Raw genomic sequence first — 21,933 nt, forward strand, 5'->3', positions numbered from 1 at the left:
ACGATCGAAAGGTACCGGGGGTTGTTGATCGTTCCCACGCTCTGCGTGGGAATGCTTCAAGGGACGCTCCGCGTTCCGGCTGCAGAAATGGGACGCAGAGCGTCCAAGGCTGCATTCCCACGTAGAGCTTGGAAACGATCTGTCAATATCAGGTGAACTCGAAAGTGTCCGCATCCAGATTCGCCGGAAACCGCTGCCGATACGCCGCCAGTCCCGCCGCATCCAGCACTACCGTGAACACCCCATCCGCCTCCCCCGCACTGAGCAACGTCTCGCCCTGGAAATCCAGCACCTGACTGTCGCCGGTATACGCGAAACCCTTGCCATCGGTGCCGATGCGATTCACCGCCGCCACGTAGCACAGGTTCTCGATCGCCCGTGCCGGCAACAACCGATTCCAGTGCTGACGACGTGCCCCCGGCCAGTTGGCGGTGTAGAGCAGCAGGTCAGTATCCTGAGCATCGCGGCTCCACACCGGGAAGCGCAGGTCATAGCAAATCAGCGGCCGCACGCGCCAGCCCTTGAGCTCGAACTGCACCTGACGCTCACCCGGCGTGTAGTGGTTGTGCTCACCGGCCATGCGGAACAGGTGGCGCTTGTCGTAATGCAACACTTCACCGTCCGGCCGCGCCCACAACAGACGATTGCGGTGGCTGCCATCGGCCGCCTGCACGATCACGCTGCCGGTGATAACCGCCTCTAGCTTCGCCGCCTGAGTTCGTAGCCACTGGCTGGTCGGGCCATTTTCCGGCTCGGCCAAGGTTTGCGATTCCATGGAGAAACCGGTAGTGAACATTTCCGGCAGGATGATCAAGTCAGCTCCGCGGGCCTGCTCCAGCAATCGCTCGAAATGCTCCAGGTTGACCTGGCGATCATGCCAAGCCAACGTCGTCTGGATCAGCGCGACGGTCAGATTCGGCAGAGCACTCAGATCACGCATAGTTTTTCCGCTGCTTCACGCAGGGTCTCCTCGCGTTTGGCAAAACATAGCCGCACCAAGCGTTGGCCGACGGGGGGCGTTTGGTAGAACACCGAGATCGGAATACTCGCCACGCCATGCTCTCGGGTCATCCACAACGCCATCTCGACGTCATTGAGATCCGGACGAATCTGCGAGTAATCAACCAACTGGAAATAGGTGCCGGCTACCCGGGTGAAACTGAAGCGCGACGGCGAAAGCAGATCGCAGAACAGGTCGCGCTTGGCCTGATAGAACGCCGGAAGCTCTTCGACGTGTTGCGGCTGCTCGGCCATGAAATCAGCCAATGCGTACTGCAGCGGCGTCACACCGCAGAAACTCACGTATTGGTGAACCTTGCGCAGCTCCGCCGTCAGCGCCGGTGGCGCGACTACATAGCCGGTTTTCCAGCCGGTAACGTGGTAGGTCTTGCCGAACGAGCTGACCACAAACGCACGTTGATACAGCTCTTCATGATTGAGCACACTGACGTGGGGTACGCCGTCAAACACCAAGTGTTCATAGACTTCGTCGCTGACCAGATAGATATCGCGATCACGGATCAAATTCGCCAGCTGATCCAGCTCGGCACGGTTGATCAACGCGCCGCTCGGGTTGTGCGGAGTGTTCAGCACAATCATCCGCGTGCGCGGCGTAATGGCTTCAGCCAGTTTCTGGAAATCGATAGAGAAGTCATTCAGTCCGAGCTGCACATGCACGCAACGACCACCGGCCAGCTCCACCGACGGCTCGTAACTGTCGTAGCACGGATCGAAAACGATCACTTCGTCGCCGCTGTGGATAACGGCCTGAATCGCGCAGAAGATCGCTTGGGTAGCACCAGGAGTGATGGTCACTTCGTTGTCGGCATCGACATGCACGCCATAACTGCGAGCAATCTTCGCCGCCACTTGCTGACGCAGTGCGGGCAGCCCGGTCATCGGTGAATACTGGTTATGCCCATTGGCAACGTGACGCCCGACTGCATCGCACAGGGCCTGCGGGGCAGCGAAATCAGGGAAACCCTGGGACAGATTGATGGCCCCGGTTTGCGCCGCGAGCTGAGACATCTGAGTGAAGATAGTGATGCCGACATTCGGCAGCTTGCTGGTGATCATCGGTGATTCCCTGCTCTACACCCGGCTCTACGACGGCGCGGGAGAGCCCGAGGATAGCCCAAACGGCAGGCATGAAAAAGGGCGCCTTAAAGACGCCCTTCTTCAATTGATCACCACCAAACCTGTGGCGAGGGAGCTTGCTCCCGCTGGACCGCGAAGCGGTCCCAAGATCAGCAACCGAGAATGCTCAGATTAAACGCATCGACTGTTTTTGCGACTGCTGCGCAGCCGAGCGGGAGCAAGCTCCCTCGCCACAGAGTGCCCACACACATATGTGTGGGCTGGCCTGAATCAACGCTTGTCGCGGCGTTTCTTGTCGGCCTTCTTGTGGTGTGACATCAAGCGACGCTTCTTGTTGACCTGGCGGTCGGTGAGCGAGTTCTTGTTGCCTTCGTACGGGTTCTCGCCGCCCTTGAACTCGATACGGATCGGCGTACCGACCAGTTTCAGGACACGGCGGTAAGTGTTCTCCAGATAGCGCACATACGACTTCGGTACTTTCTCGATCTGGTTACCGTGGATCACGATGATCGGCGGGTTGGCACCACCCAAGTGCGCATAGCGCAGCTTGATCCGGCGGTTGTTGACCATCGGCGGCGCGTGCTCGCCAACTGCATCTTCCAGAATCTGGGTCAGGCGGTTGGTTGGCCAGCGGGTGACTGCGGACTTGAACGAATTCTGTACGGATGCGTAGAGGTTGCCCACGCCCGTGCCGTGCAGTGCCGAAATGAAGTGGATGTCGGCGTAGTCAACGAAGAACAGTCGACGCTGCAGCTCGACCTTCACGAAGTCGCGCTCGCTCGGCGTCATGCCGTCCCACTTGTTGATCGCGATAACCAGTGCCCGACCCGACTCAATGGCGAAGCCCAGCAGATTGAGGTCGTGATCGACCACGCCTTCGCGGGCGTCCATCACGAAGATCACCACGTTGGCGTCTTTGATCGCTTGCAGGGTTTTGACCACGGAGAACTTTTCGACTTCTTCGTGGATCTTGCCGCGCTTGCGCACACCCGCGGTGTCGATCAGTGTGTACTTCTCGTCGTTACGCTCGAACGGGATGTAGATGCTGTCACGGGTGGTGCCGGGCTGGTCGTAGACGATGACCCGGTCTTCACCGAGCATGCGGTTGACCAGGGTCGACTTGCCGACGTTCGGACGGCCGATGATGGCGATCTTGATTCCGTCTTTTTCGCTTGGGCCAGGAATGCGCTTGGCTTCCTCGCCTTCGGCAACGATCTCTTCCTCGCCTTCTTCCGGCTCTTCTTCGTCTTTCGGGAAGTCGCTCAGGGCGATTTCCAGCATCTGGGTGATGCCACGGCCATGAGCACCGGCGATCGGAATCGCGTGGCCCATGCCCAACGGAGCGAATTCGGCGCGGGCCATTTCAGGGTCGATGTTGTCGACCTTGTTGGCAACCACGTAGGAACGCTTGTTACGTTTGCGCAAATGCTCGGCGATCATCTGGTCGGCGGCGGTGAAACCGGCCTTGGCATCTACCAGGAACAGAACAACATCCGCTTCTTCAATGGCCAGCAGCGACTGCTCGGCCATTTTTTCGTCCATACCGTGCTCGTCACCGGAGATACCACCGGTGTCGACCAGAATGTAGGAACGCCCTTGCCACTTGGCCTCACCGTATTGGCGATCACGGGTCAGACCGGACAAGTCGCCGACGATGGCGTCGCGAGTCCTGGTCAGGCGGTTGAACAAGGTGGACTTGCCGACGTTCGGTCGGCCCACCAGGGCGATTACGGGAACCATGCGGCTCTCCACTTCGTTATTTCAGAAAATACAAAAGCCGCTGCGAGGCAGCGGCTGGTGCTCGGGGCAGCGCCTGTAAGCGCTGCGAGCCCCGCAAAACGGGGCCGCTTGGGGATTAACCCCAAGCATAGTCAAACCTTTACTTAATGGTCAGGGCTTCCAGTTTGCCGCTGTTGCCATATACATAAATCGTGTCACCCACCACCAGCGGACGAGCGCGAAGGCCGTCGCTGTCGATGCGCTCGCGGCCGACGAAACGACCGTCCACCTGACTCAGCAAGTGCAGGTAACCTTCCAGGTCACCGACTGCAACGTAGCTGGAGAACACTTCCGGAGCCGACAGTTGACGGCGGGCCAGCGAGTCGTTGCTCCACAATGCGGTGGTGGAACGCTCGTCGACGCCTTCAACGGTGCCCGAAGACAGGCTCACATACACGGTACCGAAACCCTGGGCGACACCGGCATAGCTGGAAGCATCACGCTGCCAGAGCTGACGACCGCTTTCCAGGTCCAGTGCCGCAACGCGACCCTGGTAGCTGGCGACATACAAAGTACCGCCGGACAGCAGCAAGCCGCCGTCGATGTCGACAACACGCTCCAGTTCCGAACGACCTTGCGGGACCGCTACACGCTGTTCCCACACCGGCACGCCGTTGGAAATATCCAGAGCAACCACTTTACCGGTCGACAGGCCAGCCACCGCGAGGCGGTTGGTTACGATCGGCGCACTGGTGCCACGCAGGGTCAGCACCGCAGGTGTGCTGTCATACAACCAGCGCTGGTTGCCGGTCGCGGCATCCAGACCGATCAGACGATCATCCTGGGTCTGAACCACCACAACGTCGCCGTTGTTGGCAGGTGGTGCAAGAACTTCGCTGGACACGCGAGCGCGCCATTTCTCTTCGCCGTTGATGGCGTCGAGGGCAACGATTTCACCCTTGGTCGTACCAATCGTCAGCAGACCGTAACCTACACCAACGGCGCCGGAAACAGGCAGTTCGAGATCTTTCTTCCACTTGACGTCGCCGTTGCTGCGATCCAGTGCCATCACCACACCGGTCACGTCGGCGGCATAGATGGTATCGCCTTCGACTGCTGGTACCAGCATGTTGTAGGTTTCGCCCTGACCGTCACCGATCGAACGACTCCACTGTTTCTGCAGGACCACTTCTTCTTTGAAGTCAGTCAACTCGGCCGGTGGCAATTCTTTCTTGCTGTTGCTGCTGCAACCCGCGGCCAGAATGGCCAGGGCCAGCAATGCTGCATGTTTCCAACGGATCACGTCACGCATCCCCTTTGGCCAGGTCGTCCAGCTTGATTTGTAGGCCACCGACCGCCGCTTCATCCGACAGTGCCGCCTTGGCTTTTTGATACGCCGCGTGTGCTTCATCGGTACGACCCAACTGCACCAGCAGGTCACCCTTGAGTTCTTCACGAGTGGCCAGGAACGCCTTGTCGGCATCGCCTTCGAGCAGTTTCAGGGCTTCATCGACCTTGTTCTGCGCGGCCAGCACCTGGGCCAGGCGTTGACGGGCGATTTCGCCCAGCGCCGGGTTGGCAGGCTTGGCAACAATGGCTTTCAGTTCGCTGGCTGCGTCATCGAGCTTGCCGCTGTCGACCGCGACTTTCGCCACGAACAGGCTGCCGTACTGCGCGTAGGCGCTGCCGGCGAATTCGCTGTTGAGCTTGCCGGCGAGATCGGAAACACGCGCCGCATCAGGCTTGCCGTCAGGCGTCAGCGTGGTTTCCAGCAATTGCTGATAGAGCATCGAGGCGCCTTGCGACTGGTTGCTCTGATACTTCTGGAACGCCTGCCAGCCGAACACGATGACCAGCGCCAACAGGCCACCAGTGACCAGGGGCTTGCCGTTGCGTGACCACCAATCCTTCAAATCCGCCAAATTTTCGTCTTCGGTACTCGACACCCCAATACTCCTTAATCGCTAATTCGGCTGTTTAAGACAGCTTCAACCCTGCACGACGCAGGTGGCCAGGTGATCCGCAAGCGCATCCCAGGCAATGCTTTGTTGTTCGCCCTGGCCACGCAGGGGTTTGAAACCTACCACTTGCTGGGCCATCTCGTCGTCGCCGAGGATCAATGCATACAGCGCACCGCTCTTGTCGGCTTTCTTGAACTGGCTTTTGAAACTGCCGGCGCCGGCATTCACTTGCAGACGCAGGTTGGGTAATTGATCGCGCACACGTTCTGCCAGGGCCAGGCCGGCCAGTTCGGCTTCTTCGCCGAAGGCGCAGAGGTAGACGTCGACCTGACGGGCGATCTCAGCCGGGATCTGCTCCAGGGTTTCCAGCAACAGCACCAGACGCTCGATGCCCATGGCGAAACCGACGCCGGCAGTAGGCTTGCCGCCCATCTGCTCGACCAGGCCGTCGTAACGACCACCGGCACACACGGTGCCCTGGGCGCCGAGTTTGTCGGTGACCCATTCGAAAACGGTCTTGCTGTAGTAGTCCAGCCCGCGAACCAGCTTCGGGTTGATCACATAAGGAATGCCGGCGGCGTCCAGGCGAGCCTTGAGGCCCTCGAAGTGCATGCGAGACTCATCGTCGAGGTAGTCGGCCATCTTCGGCGCATCGACCAGAATCGCCTGTGTGTCGGCGTTCTTGGTGTCCAGGACCCGCAGCGGATTGGTCTTCAGGCGGCGCTGGCTGTCTTCGTCCAGCTTGTCCAGATGCCCGGACAGGAACTCGACCAGTGCTTCGCGATAACGACCACGGGACTCGCTGGTGCCCAGGCTGTTGAGCTCGAGCTTGACCGCATCACGGATGCCCAGCTCACCCCACAGGCGCCAGGTCAGCACGATCAGCTCGGCATCGATGTCCGGACCGTCGAGGTTGAACACTTCGACACCAATCTGGTGGAACTGGCGATAACGGCCTTTCTGCGGACGCTCGTGGCGGAACATCGGGCCGATGTACCAGAGCTTCTGTACCTGGCCACCGCCAGTGATGCCGTGCTCGAGCACTGCACGCACGCACGCTGCCGTGCCTTCAGGACGCAGAGTCAGGGAATCGCCGTTACGGTCGTCGAAGGTGTACATCTCTTTTTCGACGATGTCGGTCACTTCACCGATGGAGCGCTTGAACAGCTCGGTGAACTCGACGATCGGCATGCGGATCTGCTTGTAACCGTAGTTATCCAGCAAACGCGAAACGGTGCCTTCGAAATGACGCCACAGGGGCGTCTGTTCGGGCAGGATGTCGTTCATGCCACGAATGGCTTGCAGAGACTTGCTCACTATAAATCCTTAAATTCGTTCGTCAGCCGCGCGCAATAACGGCAGCGTCAGCTTCGACCTTTTCGGCCGCTTTCTGGCGGATCAAGCGTTCAAGCTCATCCACCAGATTGTCATTCGTCAGTTTCTGCGACGGCTTGCCGTCGATGTAGATCAGGTTTGGCGTGCCGCCAGTCAAGCCGATATGGGCTTCCTTGGCTTCACCCGGACCGTTGACCACGCATCCGATGACCGCGACATCCAGCGGCACCAGCAAGTCTTCGAGACGCCCTTCCAGCTCGTTCATGGTCTTGACCACATCGAAGTTCTGCCGCGAGCAGCTCGGGCAGGCGATGAAGTTGATGCCACGGGAACGCAGGTGCAGGGATTTGAGAATGTCGTAGCCGACCTTCACTTCCTCGACCGGGTCGGCCGCCAACGAGATGCGGATAGTATCGCCAATCCCTTCGGCGAGCAGCATACCGAGGCCCACGGCAGATTTCACTGTGCCGGAACGCAAACCACCGGCTTCGGTGATGCCCAGGTGCAGCGGCTGGACGATTTCCTTGGCCAGCAGGCGGTAGGCTTCGACGGCCATGAACACGTCGGAGGCTTTCACGCTGACCTTGAAGTCCTGGAAGTTCAGGCGTTCAAGGTGCTCGACGTGGCGCAAGGCCGATTCGACCAGTGCAGCCGGGGTCGGCTCGCCGTATTTCTTTTGCAGGTCTTTTTCCAGGGAACCGGCGTTGACGCCGATGCGGATCGGAATCCCGCGATCACGGGCGGCATCGACCACTGCGCGCACGCGGTCTTCACGACCGATGTTGCCCGGGTTGATTCGCAGGCAGTCGACACCGAGTTCGGCTACGCGCAATGCGATCCGGTAATCGAAGTGGATGTCGGCAACCAACGGCACTTTGACCAGTTGCTTGATCTTGCCGAACGCTTCGGCAGCGTCCATGTCCGGGACGGAAACCCGCACGATGTCGACACCGGCCGCTTCCAGACGATTGATCTGGGCAACGGTGGCCGCGACATCGTTGGTATCGCTGTTGGTCATGCTCTGCACAGCGATGGGCGCATCGCCGCCAACAGGAACGTTACCGACCCAGATCTTGCGCGATTCGCGACGTTTGATTGGAGATTCGCCGTGCATGACTTATTGACCCAACTTCAGGCGAGCAGTCTCGCCACTGGTGAACGGAGCAACATCAACCGCCTGACCGTTGTAATTGACCTGCGCGCCACGGGCATAACCCAGACGTACAGCGAACGGCGGTTTGCCGCTGACGGAAACATTGTCGCCTTTACGCTTGAGACCACTGAACAGCACTTTACCGCCACCGTCGGTCACTTGCGTCCAGCAATCAGCCGTGAACTGAATTTGCACCTGGCCTTGACCGGCAACAGGAGCCGCAGCCACCGGGGCGGGTGCTGGCGTGCTCGGCACGACCGGGGCAGTCACGACCGGCGCTGGAACGACAGGGACTGCAGGGGCTGGCGTGGCCGGTGTGGCGACAACCGGGGCGGCATTATGCGCAGGCGCGGCAGGCGTTGTAGCAGTCGGAGCAGCGGGTGCGGTTGCCGGGGTTTCAGCCGGCACCTCAGCCGAGGTTTCGGCCTGCGGCAATGCCAGAGCAGTCTCGCCTTCGGCCTGCCCTTGCGCCACAGCCTGGTCTTCCGGCTCATCCAGCGGATGAATCTGGGTGGTGCCATCGGCGCCTTCGACTTCAACGTGTTCCGGAGTGAGGCCGATCAGGTCCTTGGTGCGCAACGAGGTTTGATCCTGCCACCAGACAAACCCACCGCCAATCACCGCCACCAGCAACAACAGGCTGACGATGCGCAAAATGGTATGGGAAACCCGCACCGGCTCTTCGATTCGACCCAGGCTATGTACGCTGCTGCCTTGGGAGTCGGTACCGGTGGATTGGTCGAATTGCTGAACCAGAACGGCCTGGTCCATGCCGAGCAATTTGGCATAGGCGCGAATATAGCCACGGGCGAAGGTGTGCCCAGGCAGCTTGTCGAACTCACCGGCTTCCAGATTGCTCAGGGAATTGACGGTGAGGTTGAGCTTGAGAGCCACTTCGGCCAGCGACCAGCCATTGCTTTCGCGGGCCTGGCGCAAGGTCTCACCGGGGTTAACGCGATTCGCTGCTACAACTTCGGGATGCGCCGCTTTCATCATTGCTCCGACAGGTATTGCTGATATTCCGGTGTACCGGGATAGAGTCGTTTTAATTGCAGGCCATAACTGGCTGCCTTGTCGCGATCTTCAAACACTTTTGCCAGCCGAACGCCGAGCAATAGACTACGTGCATTTTGCTCTGTGAGCTGGCTAAAACGGTCGTAATAGTCACGCGCGGGCACATAATGCCTGTCTTCGTAAGACAACTCAGCCATTTCCAGCAATGCGCGTGGTTGTTGGCGGTTCAAACGCAAGGCTTTTTCCAGTTGCTGCTGGGCCAACTCACGCTGGCCGAGCATTGAAGCCGTCATGCCCAGGTTCTCGAACACTCGCGAACGCTCAGGATACAGGGTATCGGCGGCGGCCTGCTCGAAGCGCTCGTAGGCTTCTTTATAGCGTTTTTGCTCGAACAGAAAGCTGCCGTAATTATTGAGGATTCGCGCGTCGGCGGGACGAGAAGCCAGCGCTTTGCGAAAATGCTCGTCGGCCAGCTCGGGCTCCATTTCGGCCTGAAACACCAGCCCCAGCGCAGCATTGGCATCAGGGTCGGCGCTGTCGAGTTCCAGCGCTTTTTTCAACGGGACCTTGGCGCGCTCGGTCATGCCTTGCTGCAGGTAACCAATGCCCAGTTGCACATAGGCGGCCCGCGCTTCATCACGGCCTTTGCTGGTCTTCATCGGGTTGTAATCGCCCGAAAGCACGCAGCCAGCACACAGGCTGGCCAACAGCAAAAGCAGCGCAAAGCGCAGGGACATAGAGATCCTCTCTTGGTTATTTCGCGGCGTTCTGCGCCATATCGTTGTCGGCGCTGAGTTCACGCACGGCGATATAACGTTCGCTGCGACGGGTGCGATCCAGCACCTGCCCTACCAACTGACCACAGGCGGCGTCGATGTCTTCACCACGGGTGGTGCGGACGGTGACATTGAAGCCGGCATGATGAAGCTGATCCTGGAACCGGCGAATAGCGTTGTTGCTCGGCCGCTCGTACCCGGAATGCGGGAACGGGTTGAACGGGATCAGGTTGATCTTGCACGGAATGTTCTTCAGCAACTCGATCATCTCGACCGCGTGCTCGACCTTGTCGTTGACGTCCTTGAGCAAGGTGTACTCGATGGTCAGCACGCGCTTCTCGCCCAGGGACGACATGTAGCGCTGGCACGACTCGAGGAGCATCTTAAGCGGATATTTCTTGTTGATCGGCACCAATTGGTTACGCAATGCGTCATTCGGTGCGTGCAGGGACAACGCCAGGGAGACGTCGATGTGCTTGGACAGCTCATCGATCATCGGCACCACACCGGAGGTCGACAGGGTCACACGGCGCTTGGAAATGCCGTAGCCCAGGTCATCCATCATCAGGTGCATGGCAGCGATGACGTTGTCGAAGTTCAGCAGCGGCTCACCCATGCCCATCATCACCACGTTGGTGATGGCACGGTCGACGGTCGCCGGGACGCTGCCAAAGGATTTGTTGGCAATCCACACCTGGCCGATGACTTCGGCGGCGGTGAGGTTGCTATTGAAGCCTTGCTTGCCGGTGGAGCAGAAACTGCAATCCAGGGCACAGCCTGCCTGGGACGAAACGCACAAGGTGCCGCGTTTGCCCTGGGGAATGTACACGGTCTCGACGCAGCTGCCGGACGCCACGCGCACCACCCACTTACGGGTGCCGTCGCTGGAGATGTCCTCGCTGACCACTTCCGGACCACGGACCTCAGCAACAGCCTTGAGCTTTTCGCGCAAGGCCTTGCTGACGTTCGTCATGGCGTCGAAATCATCGACGCCAAAGTGGTGAATCCATTTCATTACCTGACCGGCACGGAAACGCTTCTCCCCGATTGAGTCGAAGAATTTTTCCATTTCCTGTTGAGTCAGCCCCAGCAGGTTGGTTTTTACAGTCGATGTAGTCATGGATTCACCTTCACTCTTTAAGCCAATGCTTAGCGAGTGGTTACTTCAGTAGCTGCGAAGAAGTATGCGATTTCGCGAGCAGCAGCGGCTTCGGAGTCCGAACCGTGAACAGCGTTGGCGTCGATCGATTCAGCGAAGTCAGCACGGATGGTGCCAGGAGCTGCTTCTTTAGGGTTGGTAGCGCCCATCAGCTCACGGTTGCGAGCGATAGCGTTTTCGCCTTCCAGAACCTGAACGACAACCGGACCGGAAGTCATGAAGGCAACCAGGTCACCGAAGAAACCACGAGCGCTGTGCTCAGCGTAGAAGCCTTCGGCTTCGGCTTTGGACAGTTGCTTCAGTTTCGAAGCTACAACGCGCAGGCCAGCGTCTTCGAAGCGAGTGGTGATCTTGCCGATCACGTTTTTAGCAACGGCGTCAGGCTTGATGATGGAGAAAGTACGTTGAACAGCCATGGTGTAACTCCAGAAACGGTAATTTGCGAAAAATTAAACCCGCGAATTATACGCGGGTTCTTGGGTATTGCCTAACCTGCAGCGTGGCTCAGTCGCGTTCTTCGATCCAGTGGGCCTGAATGGCCTCCAGGATCTTCTCGCCACAATGCTCAGGCTTGTCGTCGAACTCGGGCAATTCCATCACCCATTTGCGCAGATCGACGAAGTTGACCGACATAGGGTCCACATCGGGCTTGCTTTCAGCCAGCTGGATGGCGATTTCCAGCACATCAGTCCACTTGAGACTCATGACAATTCCTTGAATCAATGCGGCGCTTCGGCTGCGTGGTTGAGCGAGTATTTCGGAATTTCGACGGTCAGGTCTTCGGTACCGACCTTGGCCTGACACCCCAGGCGGGACTCACGCTCAAGACCCCAGGCCTTGTCGAGGTAATCTTCTTCCAGCTCATCAGCCTCTTCCAGCGAGTCGAAACCTTCGCGGATGATGCAGTGGCAGGTGGTGCAGGCGCAAACGCCACCGCAAGCGCTTTCCATCTCGATGTGGTGCTCGTGGGCCAGTTCGAGAATCGAGATGCCGGGTTCGGCCTCGACTACCATGCCTTCAGGGCAGAACTTCTCGTGTGGCAGAAAAATGACCTGCGGCATCGTTATTCCTCAATCTCATTCAGGTTGCGCCCCGCCAGCGCGGCTTTCACCGTCGAGTCCAGGCGGCGGGCAGCAAAGGCATCGGTCACTTGCGACAGACGCTTGGTCTGCTGCTCGATGGCATAACCATCGGTACCTTTCATCAGTTCAGTCAGTTCCTGCACCTGCGCATCGATGACCATGCGCTCTTCGGCGTCGAGCAAACGCTCGCCGTCAGCTTCCAGAGCAGCCTGCACCGCTTCGATCAGGCGCTGGGCATCGACCTGCTGCTCACGCAGCACGCGGGCAACCTTGTCATCATTGGCGTGCTGGAACGAGTCCTTGAGCATTTTGGCGATTTCGCCGTCGGTCAGGCCGTAGGACGGCTTGACCTGGATGCTCGCCTCAACGCCCGAACCCAGCTCGCGAGCCGAGACACTGAGCAGACCGTCGGCATCGACCTGGAAAGTCACGCGAATCTTCGCTGCACCGGCAACCATCGCTGGAATACCGCGCAGCTCGAAGCGTGCCAGGGAGCGGCAGTCGCTGATCAGCTCGCGCTCGCCCTGCAACACGTGGATCGCCATGGCCGACTGGCCGTCTTTATAAGTGGTGAAGTCCTGTGCACGAGCGACGGGGATGGTGGTATTGCGTGGAATCACCTTCTCCATCAGGCCACCCATGGTTTCCAGCCCCAGGGACAACGGAATCACGTCCAGCAGCAGCAATTCGCCGCCGTCACGCTTGTTGCCGGCCAGGGTATCGGCCTGGATCGCAGCACCAATGGCGACCACTTGATCCGGGTCGATTTCAGTCAGGGGCTGCCGGCCAAAGGCTTCGGCGACGGCTTCGCGTACGCGGGGAACGCGAGTCGAACCACCGACCATGACCACGGCATGCACATCTTCCAGTTCGATACCGGAATCGCGAACAGCGCGGCGGCAGGCTTTCAGACTGCGCGCAACCATCGGCTCGATCAGCGCATTGAACGCTTGGCGGGTCAGCTCGGCTTTCCAGTCGCCATACGTGACTTCGACAGCCGCAGCACCGGTCAGCGCTTCTTTTGCGGCACAGGCGGTTTGCAGCAAATTGCGTTGCGCGCCCGGATCGAGATCGGCGGACAAGCCGGCGCTCTCGATGATCCAGCCAGCGATGGCATGGTCGAAGTCATCGCCGCCCAGGGCACTGTCGCCGCCAGTGGCCAGCACTTCGAAAACACCGCCGGTCAGGCGCAGAATCGAAATATCGAAGGTACCGCCGCCCAGGTCGTAAATGGCGACCAGGCCTTCGGCATGCTGGTCCAGGCCGTAAGCCACAGCGGCTGCGGTCGGCTCGTTGAGCAAACGCAGCACGTTCAGACCGGCCAGCTTGGCCGCATCCTTGGTCGCTTGACGCTGCGCATCGTCGAAATAGGCCGGAACGGTGATCACCGCACCGACCAGTTCGCCACCGAGGGTCGCTTCAGCGCGCTGACGCAGGACCTTGAGGATATCGGCGGAGACTTCGACCGGGCTTTTCGGGCCCTGGATCGTGTCGATGAACGGCATGTGCGACTCGCCGCCGACAAAGCGGTACGGCAGCTGGTCGCCCAATTGCTTGACGTCGGACAGACCACGACCCATCAAGCGCTTGACCGACAGCACAGTGTTCAGGGGATCGGTAGCGGCCGCCAGTTTGGCGGACTCGCCCACTTCGACGCGATCAGCGTGATAGCGCACGGCAGACGGCAGGATGACCCGCCCCTCTGCGTCGGCAAGCGGCTCGGAAAGACCACTGCGCAATGCAGCGACCAGCGAATTGGTAGTGCCCAAGTCGATCCCCACAGCCAGACGACGCTGGTGCGGTTGAGGACTTTGGCCGGGTTCGGCGATCTGCAGTAGGGCCATCGTTATCAGGACTTATCTGTATATCAGGCGTGCGACCGGAGCGGCACTGGGTTAATCGTCGAGGCGCTCTTCCAGCTGGCGCACTTCGTAGGTGAGCTTGTCGAGGAACTGCATGCGCCGCATCAGGCGTTCGGCCTGTTCACGTTGCGCGGCATCGTTCCAGCAAGCCGAGAAGCGTTGGTTCAGTTCATCCTGGGCAGCTTTCAGGCGACGCTTGAAGACGGCAACCCCATTGAGGTCGGCGCTGTCCTGCAGGTCTTCGAGCTCTTCACGCAACTCCATCTGTTGCAGAAGAAACTCCGGATCATGCACCGTGACCTCCAGCGGCAGCTCGCCACCATTCAAGGCGAGCAGGTAACGCGCGCGCTTGGGCGGATTCTTGAGCGTCTGGTAGGCCTCGTTGAGGCTCGCGGATTGCTCTAGCGCCAGCCGCTGCTCACGCTCGGAAGCATCAGCGAAACGGTCCGGATGAACGCTGCGCGCCAACTCACGGTAGCGCGTAGCCAGCTGATCGAGGTCCAGATCGAAACTCGGTTGCAGCTCAAATAAAGCGAAGTGACAAGGAGTACCCACGGCAAGCCTCAGATGTTGAAGCTTTCGCCGCAGCCACATTCACCGCGTACGTTGGGGTTGTTGAACTTGAAGCCTTCGTTCAACCCTTCCTTGACGAAATCGAGCTCGGTGCCGTCCAGATAGGCCAGGCTTTTCGGGTCGATGATCACTTTTTCGCCGTGACTTTCGAACACCTGGTCCTCTGCAACCACCTCGTCGACAAACTCCAGCACGTAGGCAAGGCCGGAACAGCCTGTGGTGCGAACACCCAGACGAATCCCTTCACCTTTGCCGCGCCCGTCGAGGGAGCGCCGCACGTGTCGAGCAGCCGCTTCTGTCATGCTGATAGCCATCGGTGACTCCTTACTCGTCGCCAAAACTCGAAAATCAGATCAAGCCTTTCTTCTGCTTGTAGTCGCGAACGGCCGCTTTGATAGCGTCTTCAGCGAGTACGGAGCAGTGAATTTTCACTGGCGGCAGGGCCAGTTCTTCAGCCAGCTGAGTGTTCTTGATGGTTTCTGCTTCGTCCAGGGTCTTGCCTTTCATCCACTCGGTGGCGAGGGAGCTGGAAGCGATAGCCGAACCGCAGCCATAGGTCTTGAACTTGGCATCTTCGATGATGCCGGCGTCGTTGACCTTGATCTGCAGGCGCATGACGTCGCCGCAAGCCGGCGCGCCGACCATGCCGGTGCCGACATCAGGATCCTGCGCGTCCATCTTGCCGACGTTGCGCGGGTTTTCGTAGTGGTCGATGACCTTTTCGCTGTAAGCCATGATTCTTAATCCTCACTCATCAGAGAGTCGCTCTTTGAGCCCCGTAACCGAAGTTCGCGGGGCCGGTTCGCGGCGACTTGAAATCAGTGTGCCGCCCACTCGATTTTCGAAATGTCGACACCGTCTTTGTACATGTCCCACAGCGGCGACAGAGCGCGCAGCTTGGTAACGGCCTCGCAAACTTTCTGCGCGGCGTAATCGATTTCTTCTTCGGTGGTGAAGCGGCCGAAGGTGAAGCGGATCGAGCTGTGTGCCAGTTCGTCGTTGCGGCCCAGGGCGCGCAGTACGTACGAAGGCTCCAGCGATGCCGAGGTGCAGGCCGAACCGGACGAAACCGCCAGATCCTTGAGCGCCATGATCAGCGACTCGCCTTCAACGTAGTTGAAGCTCAGGTTCAGGTTGTGCGGAACGCGGGCAGTCAGGCTGCCGTTGACGTACAGCTCTTCCAGATGCTCGACCTGCTTGTAGAAACGGTCGCTCAAGGCTTTGATGCGCACGTTCTCGGCAGCCATGTCTTCCTTGGCCACACGGAAAGCTTCACCCATGCCGACGATCTGGTGGGTCGCCAGGGTACCCGAACGCATGCCGCGCTCGTGACCGCCGCCGTGCATGGTCGCTTCGATGCGAACACGCGGCTTGCGGCTTACGTACAGGGCGCCGATGCCTTTAGGACCGTAGGTCTTGTGGGCGGAGAACGACATCATGTCGACTTTCAGTTTCTGCAGGTCGATTTCGACCTTGCCGGTGGACTGAGCGGCGTCGACGTGGAACAGGATGCCCTTGGAACGGAGCAGTTCGCCGATCGCTGCGATGTCGTTGATGGTGCCGATTTCGTTGTTCACGTGCATGACCGACACCAGGATGGTGTCGTCGCGCAATTCGGCTTCGATCATCTCAGGCGTGACCAGGCCATCGGTGCGAGGCTCGATGTAGGTGACTTCGAAGCCTTCACGCTCCAGTTGGCGCATGGTGTCGAGGACAGCCTTGTGCTCAATCTTGGTGGTGATCAGGTGCTTGCCTTTGGTGGCGTAGAAATGTGCCGCACCCTTGATTGCCAGGTTGTCGGACTCAGTGGCGCCAGAGGTCCAGACGATTTCACGCGGGTCGGCGTTGACCAGGTCGGCCACCTGACGACGGGCGTTTTCGACGGACTCTTCAGCTTTCCAGCCGAACACGTGGGAACGGGACGCCGGGTTACCGAAGTTTCCGTCGACCAGCAGGCATTCACTCATCTTTTGCGCGACACGCGGATCAACCGGGGTAGTCGCAGAGTAATCAAGGTAAATCGGCAATTTCATGGACTATCTCCTAAATCAGGCTGGCTGGCGCGCCGTTAGCTCTGTGGCTGTCATTCGACGGCGGACGCTTCAATCTTGTCCAGGCGTGGCGCCTTGCTGTTGCAACGGCGTTGATCCTGACGCTGGGCTACTTCTTGCACCTCACGGCGAGTCACAAGGTCAGCCAAGCTGATACCGCTCAGAAATTCGTGGATCTGCAGGCTCAGGTCGCACCACAAGTGGTGAGTCAGGCAAGTGTCACCGGAATGGCAATCACCCTGGCCCTGGCATTTGGTTGCATCGACCGATTCGTTTACCGCATCGATCACCTGGGCGACCTGGATGCCCTGCATGTCGCGGGACAATTGGTAGCCACCGCCCGGACCGCGGACGCTGGACACCAGATTGCTGCGGCGCAACTTGGCAAACAGCTGTTCGAGGTAGGACAGGGAGATGCCTTGGCGCTCGGAGATATCGGCCAGGGACACGGGCCCGTGCTGCGCGTGCAACGCCAGATCGAGCATGGCGGTCACAGCGTATCGGCCTTTTGTAGTCAGTCGCATGGACGTTTACCACGGAGTTCGGAATGGGGCGAGTATGCAATTCCCGAGTATTTAAGTCAACTATAAGACCTAGTACTTTAGTCAGGTTTACCCGCAAAAGAGCGGCCGCATCATAGCAAAGGCTGACCGGTTACAGCCAGCAATTGCGCGTTATCGTTCATCGCGGGCAAGCCCGCTCCCACAGGGATTGTGGGCGCTCACACAATCGGCGCCTCACCGGAGACCTTGTGGGAGCGGGTTTGCCCGCGATGAAATTGACTCGGTTCAGCTAGCCTGACTCTGATCCTTGTCCTTCACACAGGCGAAGTCTTCTTCGCGCAGTTCAGGCAGATCTTTCGCACAGTAATTGCTGCCCAGATCCTTCAACGCCCCGCACATGCCCTCCAGACGACCGTCGACTGCCTGCAGGTGATCGAGCAACTGATTGATGGCGCGAGCCACCGGGTCCGGCATGTCTTCGGTCACGCCGTAGGCATCGAAGCCGATTTTCTCGGCCATGGCCTTGCGCTTGGCGTCCTGTTCTTCGTCGGGTTTGACGATGATTCGCCCCGGAATACCCACCACCGTAGCGCCCGGTGGAACCTCTTTGGTCACCACGGCGTTGGAGCCGACCTTGGCACCGGCACCGACAGTGAACGGGCCAAGCACCTTGGCGCCGGCGCCGACAACGACACCATCACCCAGCGTCGGGTGGCGCTTGCCTTTGTTCCAGCTGGTACCACCGAGGGTCACACCCTGATAAATGGTCACGTCATCGCCAATCTCAGCGGTTTCGCCAATGACGATGCCCATGCCGTGGTCAATGAAGAAGCGACGCCCGACCTTGGCACCCGGATGAATCTCGATCCCGGTCAACCAGCGACCGAAGTTCGACACCAGCCGCGCCAGCCATTTCAGGTCCGCACGCCACAGCATTGCCGACAAACGGTGAATCCAGATCGCATGCATGCCGGGGTAGCACGTCAGGACTTCAAAAGCGTTACGCGCCGCCGGGTCACGATGGAAAACACTCTGGATATCTTCACGCAAACGCTCGAACATCATTAATCCTTCCGCTTAAGAAGCTCACCACGGGCCGCTTTCTGGGTTTCCGTGAGGATGCCACGCAAAATATTCATTTCCGCCCGGCTAACCGAGCTGCGACCGTACAACCGGCGCAGGCGCGCCATCAAGTGCCGTGGCTTTTCCGGGTCGAGAAACTCGATGCTCACCAGGGTTTGCTCCAGGTGCTCATAGAACCGCTCAAGCTCATCCATCGTTGCCAGCTCGGCGCTTTTGACGGAAGCCACTTCTTCCTTCTCGACCTTGGTCGGCTGACCTTGCGCGGCCAGCCAGGCCATGCGCACTTCATAACTCAACACCTGCACCGCCGCCCCAAGGTTCAGCGAACTGAACTCAGGGTCTGAGGGGATGTGCACGTGATAATGACATCGCTGCAGCTCTTCGTTGGTCAGGCCGGAATCTTCACGCCCGAACACCAGGGCGATTTCCGCGCCCTGCCCGGCTTCCTCGACCACTTTCGCCCCACATTCGCGGGGATCGAGCAGCGGCCATGGAATCCGACGATCACGGGCGCTGGTGCCCAGCACCAGATTGCAGCCGACCAGGGCATCTTCCAAAGTGGCGACGACTTGCGCGTTTTCAAGGATGTCACCGGCACCGGAAGCACGGGCGTCGGCTTCGTGATGCGGGAACAGACGAGGCTCGACCAGCACCAGCCGCGACAGGCCCATGTTCTTCATGGCACGCGCAGCCCCGCCGATATTGCCCGGATGGCTGGTATTGACCAGGACGACACGAATGTTTTGCAGCAAGGGAGGCGCTCTCGAACACAATAATCGGGAGCAGAATCTTACAGCTCATCCTACCGTTAAGCCATGAAAGCGAACGTCGTCCTTCTCCTGTAGAAACTTTCTGATAGAATGCCCGGCTTTCTTTAACAACCTTAGGTGACACATCCATGCAGCCCATGCTGAATATCGCGCTGCGCGCCGCCCGCAGCGCCAGTGAATTGATCTTCCGCTCCATCGAGCGCCTGGATACCATCAAGGTCGACGAAAAAGACGCCAAGGATTACGTATCCGAGGTAGATCGCGCCGCCGAACAGAAAATCATCGACGCGCTGCGCAAGGCTTACCCGAATCACTCGATCCTGGGTGAAGAAACCGGCCTGCACGCCGGCACCGGCATCGAAGGCGAAGAGTACCTGTGGATCATCGATCCACTGGACGGCACCACCAACTTCCTGCGCGGCATTCCTCACTTCGCTGTCAGCATCGCCTGCAAATACCGCGGTCGTCTTGAGCACGCTGTTGTTCTGGACCCGGTTCGCCAGGAAGAATTCACCGCCAGCCGTGGTCGCGGCGCTCAACTGAACGGTCGTCGCCTGCGCGTCAGCGGCCGCACCAGCCTGGACGGCGCCCTGCTGGGTACCGGCTTCCCATTCCGTGACGACCAGATGGACAACCTCGACAACTACCTGGGCATGTTCCGCGCCCTGGTGGGCCAGACTGCCGGCATCCGCCGTGCCGGTTCGGCGAGCCTGGACCTGGCCTATGTAGCCGCCGGCCGTTTCGATGCGTTCTGGGAGTCGGGCCTGTCCGAGTGGGACATGGCGGCAGGCGCCCTGCTGATTCAGGAAGCAGGCGGCCTGGTGAGCGACTTCACCGGTGGTCACGACTTCCTTGAAAAAGGCCACGTCGTTGCCGGTAACACCAAATGCTTCAAGGCAGTTTTGACGGCCATCCAGCCGCACCTGCCCGCCTCGCTGAAGCGCTAAGCTTCCCGCGACAGAAAAAGCACCCTGCAGGGTGCTTTTTTTATGCCTGGAATTCATCCCTCAAAAACACCACAACCCTCTGTAGGAGCGAGCCTGCTCGCGATGGTCGTCAACGATAACGCGGGAATTCTGGATAAACGCGGCGTCCTTGGGTTTTTCGCGAGCAGGCTCGCTCCTACAGGGGATTGCGGTGCTGCATAAATCCCGGGCACAAAAAAAGCACCCCGCAGGGTGCTTCTTTTTTAACCGACCTCAGCGCTTCACTGAGCCGCCTGATTCTCCGACAAGACCAACTTGCCCTCTTTATCCACAGGGATCTGGTTGCCTGGATCGCGATCCATGCGCACCTTGCCTTCCTTGCCGTCCAGCGAATAACGCACGTCGTAACCCACAACCTTGTCGCTGATGTCATTCACCGTATTACAACGGGTTTGGGTCGTGGTGTAGGTGTCACGCTCCTGCATGCCCTCCTGAACCTTGTTACCGGCATAACCACCACCGACCGCGCCCGCAACCGTGGCAATCTTCTTGCCAGTGCCGCCGCCGATCTGGTTACCCAGCAAACCGCCTGCCAGCGCACCTACCACTGTACCGGCGATCTGGTGTTGATCTTTCACCGGCGCTTGCCGGGTGACCGTGACGTCCTTGCACACTTCACGTGGAGTCTTGATTTGAGTCTTCACCGGCTCAACAGCGAGTACTTGCGCGTACTCAGGACCGTTATCTTTAACCAGGCTGTAGGTGGCCACAGCACCCCCGGCAGTCACACCGACAGCACCCAATACCGCACCAACCAGCATCGACTTGTTCACATGAACCTCCTGACCATCACCCGCGGAACATGTCCGCGCTTCTCCCAGCCTTGGAGCATAAAAAAAGGCGCGAGTTCAACTCGCGCCTTTTTCGGCTGACAGCTGGAAACGATGGCCGTTATGGACGGTCGTCGACTTCCTTCTCGGTATTCGCCGGAGGAATCAGGTCTTCAGTGCTCAGGTTCAGCCAGATCAGCACCACGTTGGCGATGTAGATCGACGAGTAGGTACCCGCCAGCACACCGATGAACAGGGCAATGGAGAAGCCGAACAGGTTGTCGCCACCGAAGAACAGCAATGCTGCGATCGCCAGCAAGGTGGAGATCGACGTCGCCATGGTCCGCAGCAGGGTTTGCGTGGTCGAGATGTTGATGTTCTCGATCAGGTTGGCCTTGCGCAGGACCCGGAAGTTCTCACGAACCCGGTCGAATACCACGATGGTGTCGTTGAGCGAGTAACCGATGATCGCCAATACCGCCGCCAGTACCGTCAGATCGAAGGTGATCTGGAAGAACGACAGGATACCGATGGTCACGATCACGTCGTGGATCAGCGAAACGATCGCACCGACCGCAAACTTCCACTGAAAGCGGAAAGCCAGGTAGATCAGGATGCCGCCCAGCGCCATCAGCATGCCAAGGCCGCCCTGGTCGCGCAGCTCTTCACCCACCTGGGGGCCGACGAACTCGACACGCTTGACCGTTGCCGGGTTCTCGCCACCGACCTTCTGCAAGGCCTCGGCGACCTGGTGCCCCAGTTGCGGGTCTTCGCCAGGCATACGCACCAGCAGATCGGTGGTCGCACCGAAGTTTTGCACGATGGCTTCGTGATAGCCGGCAGTCACCAGCTGTTCACGCACCTTGGTGACGTCGGCCGGACGCTCGTAGGTCAGCTCGATGAGCGTACCGCCGGTGAAGTCCAGACCCCAGTTCATGCCCTTGGTGGCGACGCTGAACAAGGCCAGCACGGTAAGGAACAATGTGACGCCGAACGCGAAGTTGCGAACGCCCATGAAGTTGATTGTACGTAACATGGC

General features: G+C 59.3%; 24 protein-coding genes. 1 reads left to right on the forward strand and 23 read right to left on the reverse strand.

Annotation, left to right across the window (positions count from 1 at the left end; genetic code table 11):
- Positions 1 to 148: 148 nt before the first annotated feature.
- The 21 genes from D8U73_RS22175 to trmJ all read right to left on the reverse strand — a co-directional run bounded on the left by D8U73_RS22175 (position 149) and on the right by trmJ (position 19,120).
- Complete coding sequence (locus D8U73_RS22175) at positions 149 to 940, reverse strand: amidohydrolase (RefSeq protein ID WP_130905810.1); 792 nt, start codon at positions 938 to 940, stop codon at positions 149 to 151.
- Positions 928 to 2,076 (reverse strand): pyridoxal phosphate-dependent aminotransferase, encoded by a 1,149-nt coding sequence (locus D8U73_RS22180; protein ID WP_130905811.1) that lies wholly within the window; start codon positions 2,074 to 2,076, stop codon positions 928 to 930. The genes D8U73_RS22175 and D8U73_RS22180 overlap by 13 nt, the downstream gene beginning before the upstream one ends.
- 291 nt (positions 2,077 to 2,367) lie before the next feature.
- Positions 2,368 to 3,837, reverse strand: coding sequence for a ribosome biogenesis GTPase Der (gene der / locus D8U73_RS22185; RefSeq protein ID WP_056855170.1), 1,470 nt, complete (start codon positions 3,835 to 3,837; stop codon positions 2,368 to 2,370).
- Between the two features lie 139 nt (positions 3,838 to 3,976).
- Positions 3,977 to 5,128: an outer membrane protein assembly factor BamB gene (gene bamB / locus D8U73_RS22190; protein WP_056855169.1), complete on the reverse strand. Its 1,152-nt coding sequence runs from the start codon at positions 5,126 to 5,128 to the stop codon at positions 3,977 to 3,979.
- Positions 5,121 to 5,762 (reverse strand): tetratricopeptide repeat protein, encoded by a 642-nt coding sequence (locus tag D8U73_RS22195; RefSeq protein WP_056855168.1) that lies wholly within the window; start codon positions 5,760 to 5,762, stop codon positions 5,121 to 5,123. Before D8U73_RS22195 ends, bamB begins: the two co-directional genes overlap by 8 nt.
- A gap of 42 nt (positions 5,763 to 5,804) precedes the next feature.
- Complete coding sequence (gene hisS / locus D8U73_RS22200; RefSeq protein ID WP_130905812.1) at positions 5,805 to 7,094, reverse strand: histidine--tRNA ligase; 1,290 nt, start codon at positions 7,092 to 7,094, stop codon at positions 5,805 to 5,807.
- Positions 7,095 to 7,116: 22 nt separating this feature from the next.
- Positions 7,117 to 8,226 carry a flavodoxin-dependent (E)-4-hydroxy-3-methylbut-2-enyl-diphosphate synthase gene (gene ispG / locus D8U73_RS22205; RefSeq protein WP_003185136.1) on the reverse strand — a complete coding sequence of 370 codons (1,110 nt, stop codon included), beginning with the start codon at positions 8,224 to 8,226 and terminating at the stop codon, positions 7,117 to 7,119.
- A gap of 3 nt (positions 8,227 to 8,229) precedes the next feature.
- Positions 8,230 to 9,258, reverse strand: coding sequence for a RodZ family helix-turn-helix domain-containing protein (locus D8U73_RS22210; RefSeq protein WP_130905813.1), 1,029 nt, complete (start codon positions 9,256 to 9,258; stop codon positions 8,230 to 8,232).
- On the reverse strand, positions 9,258 to 10,016 hold the full coding sequence (gene pilW, locus D8U73_RS22215) for a type IV pilus biogenesis/stability protein PilW (protein WP_130905814.1): 759 nt from the start codon (positions 10,014 to 10,016) through the stop codon (positions 9,258 to 9,260). The genes D8U73_RS22210 and pilW overlap by 1 nt, the downstream gene beginning before the upstream one ends.
- A 16-nt stretch (positions 10,017 to 10,032) precedes the next feature.
- Positions 10,033 to 11,175 carry a 23S rRNA (adenine(2503)-C(2))-methyltransferase RlmN gene (rlmN, locus tag D8U73_RS22220; protein WP_056855164.1) on the reverse strand — a complete coding sequence of 381 codons (1,143 nt, stop codon included), beginning with the start codon at positions 11,173 to 11,175 and terminating at the stop codon, positions 10,033 to 10,035.
- Positions 11,176 to 11,204: 29 nt separating this feature from the next.
- The gene (ndk, locus tag D8U73_RS22225) at positions 11,205 to 11,630 is read right to left on the reverse strand and encodes a nucleoside-diphosphate kinase (RefSeq protein WP_039765715.1); all 426 of its coding nucleotides are present in this window, start codon (positions 11,628 to 11,630) and stop codon (positions 11,205 to 11,207) included.
- A gap of 88 nt (positions 11,631 to 11,718) precedes the next feature.
- Complete coding sequence (gene iscX, locus D8U73_RS22230) at positions 11,719 to 11,919, reverse strand: Fe-S cluster assembly protein IscX (RefSeq protein WP_017123703.1); 201 nt, start codon at positions 11,917 to 11,919, stop codon at positions 11,719 to 11,721.
- Between the two features lie 14 nt (positions 11,920 to 11,933).
- Positions 11,934 to 12,275 carry an ISC system 2Fe-2S type ferredoxin gene (gene fdx, locus D8U73_RS22235; protein WP_020795601.1) on the reverse strand — a complete coding sequence of 114 codons (342 nt, stop codon included), beginning with the start codon at positions 12,273 to 12,275 and terminating at the stop codon, positions 11,934 to 11,936.
- 2 nt (positions 12,276 to 12,277) lie between these two features.
- Positions 12,278 to 14,140, reverse strand: a complete 1,863-nt coding sequence (gene hscA, locus D8U73_RS22240) for a Fe-S protein assembly chaperone HscA (RefSeq protein ID WP_130905815.1) — start codon at positions 14,138 to 14,140, stop codon at positions 12,278 to 12,280.
- 51 nt (positions 14,141 to 14,191) lie between these two features.
- A complete protein-coding gene (gene hscB / locus D8U73_RS22245; RefSeq protein ID WP_056855162.1) occupies positions 14,192 to 14,713 on the reverse strand; it encodes a co-chaperone HscB in 522 nt (173 codons plus the stop codon).
- A gap of 8 nt (positions 14,714 to 14,721) precedes the next feature.
- Positions 14,722 to 15,045, reverse strand: coding sequence for an iron-sulfur cluster assembly protein IscA (gene iscA, locus D8U73_RS22250; RefSeq protein ID WP_003227904.1), 324 nt, complete (start codon positions 15,043 to 15,045; stop codon positions 14,722 to 14,724).
- A gap of 34 nt (positions 15,046 to 15,079) precedes the next feature.
- Positions 15,080 to 15,466, reverse strand: coding sequence for a Fe-S cluster assembly scaffold IscU (gene iscU / locus D8U73_RS22255; RefSeq protein ID WP_056721266.1), 387 nt, complete (start codon positions 15,464 to 15,466; stop codon positions 15,080 to 15,082).
- Positions 15,467 to 15,549: 83 nt separating this feature from the next.
- Complete coding sequence (locus tag D8U73_RS22260) at positions 15,550 to 16,764, reverse strand: IscS subfamily cysteine desulfurase (RefSeq protein ID WP_008057730.1); 1,215 nt, start codon at positions 16,762 to 16,764, stop codon at positions 15,550 to 15,552.
- A 50-nt stretch (positions 16,765 to 16,814) separates the two neighbouring features.
- Positions 16,815 to 17,306 (reverse strand): Fe-S cluster assembly transcriptional regulator IscR, encoded by a 492-nt coding sequence (gene iscR, locus D8U73_RS22265; RefSeq protein ID WP_003227911.1) that lies wholly within the window; start codon positions 17,304 to 17,306, stop codon positions 16,815 to 16,817.
- 264 nt (positions 17,307 to 17,570) lie between these two features.
- On the reverse strand, positions 17,571 to 18,347 hold the full coding sequence (cysE, locus tag D8U73_RS22270; RefSeq protein WP_007998676.1) for a serine O-acetyltransferase: 777 nt from the start codon (positions 18,345 to 18,347) through the stop codon (positions 17,571 to 17,573).
- 2 nt (positions 18,348 to 18,349) lie between these two features.
- Positions 18,350 to 19,120, reverse strand: coding sequence for a tRNA (cytosine(32)/uridine(32)-2'-O)-methyltransferase TrmJ (gene trmJ / locus D8U73_RS22275; RefSeq protein ID WP_130905816.1), 771 nt, complete (start codon positions 19,118 to 19,120; stop codon positions 18,350 to 18,352).
- Positions 19,121 to 19,266: 146 nt separating this feature from the next.
- Between trmJ and suhB the strand changes: the two genes are divergently transcribed.
- On the forward strand, positions 19,267 to 20,085 hold the full coding sequence (suhB, locus tag D8U73_RS22280; protein WP_056855160.1) for an inositol-phosphate phosphatase: 819 nt from the start codon (positions 19,267 to 19,269) through the stop codon (positions 20,083 to 20,085).
- 260 nt (positions 20,086 to 20,345) lie between these two features.
- On the opposite strand, the gene D8U73_RS22285 is transcribed toward suhB, so the two are convergent.
- Both D8U73_RS22285 and secF read right to left on the reverse strand, forming a co-directional pair.
- A complete protein-coding gene (locus tag D8U73_RS22285) occupies positions 20,346 to 20,897 on the reverse strand; it encodes a glycine zipper 2TM domain-containing protein (RefSeq protein WP_056855159.1) in 552 nt (183 codons plus the stop codon).
- 118 nt (positions 20,898 to 21,015) lie between these two features.
- The gene (gene secF / locus D8U73_RS22290; protein WP_056855158.1) at positions 21,016 to 21,930 is read right to left on the reverse strand and encodes a protein translocase subunit SecF; all 915 of its coding nucleotides are present in this window, start codon (positions 21,928 to 21,930) and stop codon (positions 21,016 to 21,018) included.
- Between the last annotated feature and the right edge of the window lie 3 nt (positions 21,931 to 21,933).

The sequence above is a fragment of the Pseudomonas sp. Sample_22 genome, from assembly GCF_004307635.1.
Classification (GTDB): domain Bacteria; phylum Pseudomonadota; class Gammaproteobacteria; order Pseudomonadales; family Pseudomonadaceae; genus Aquipseudomonas.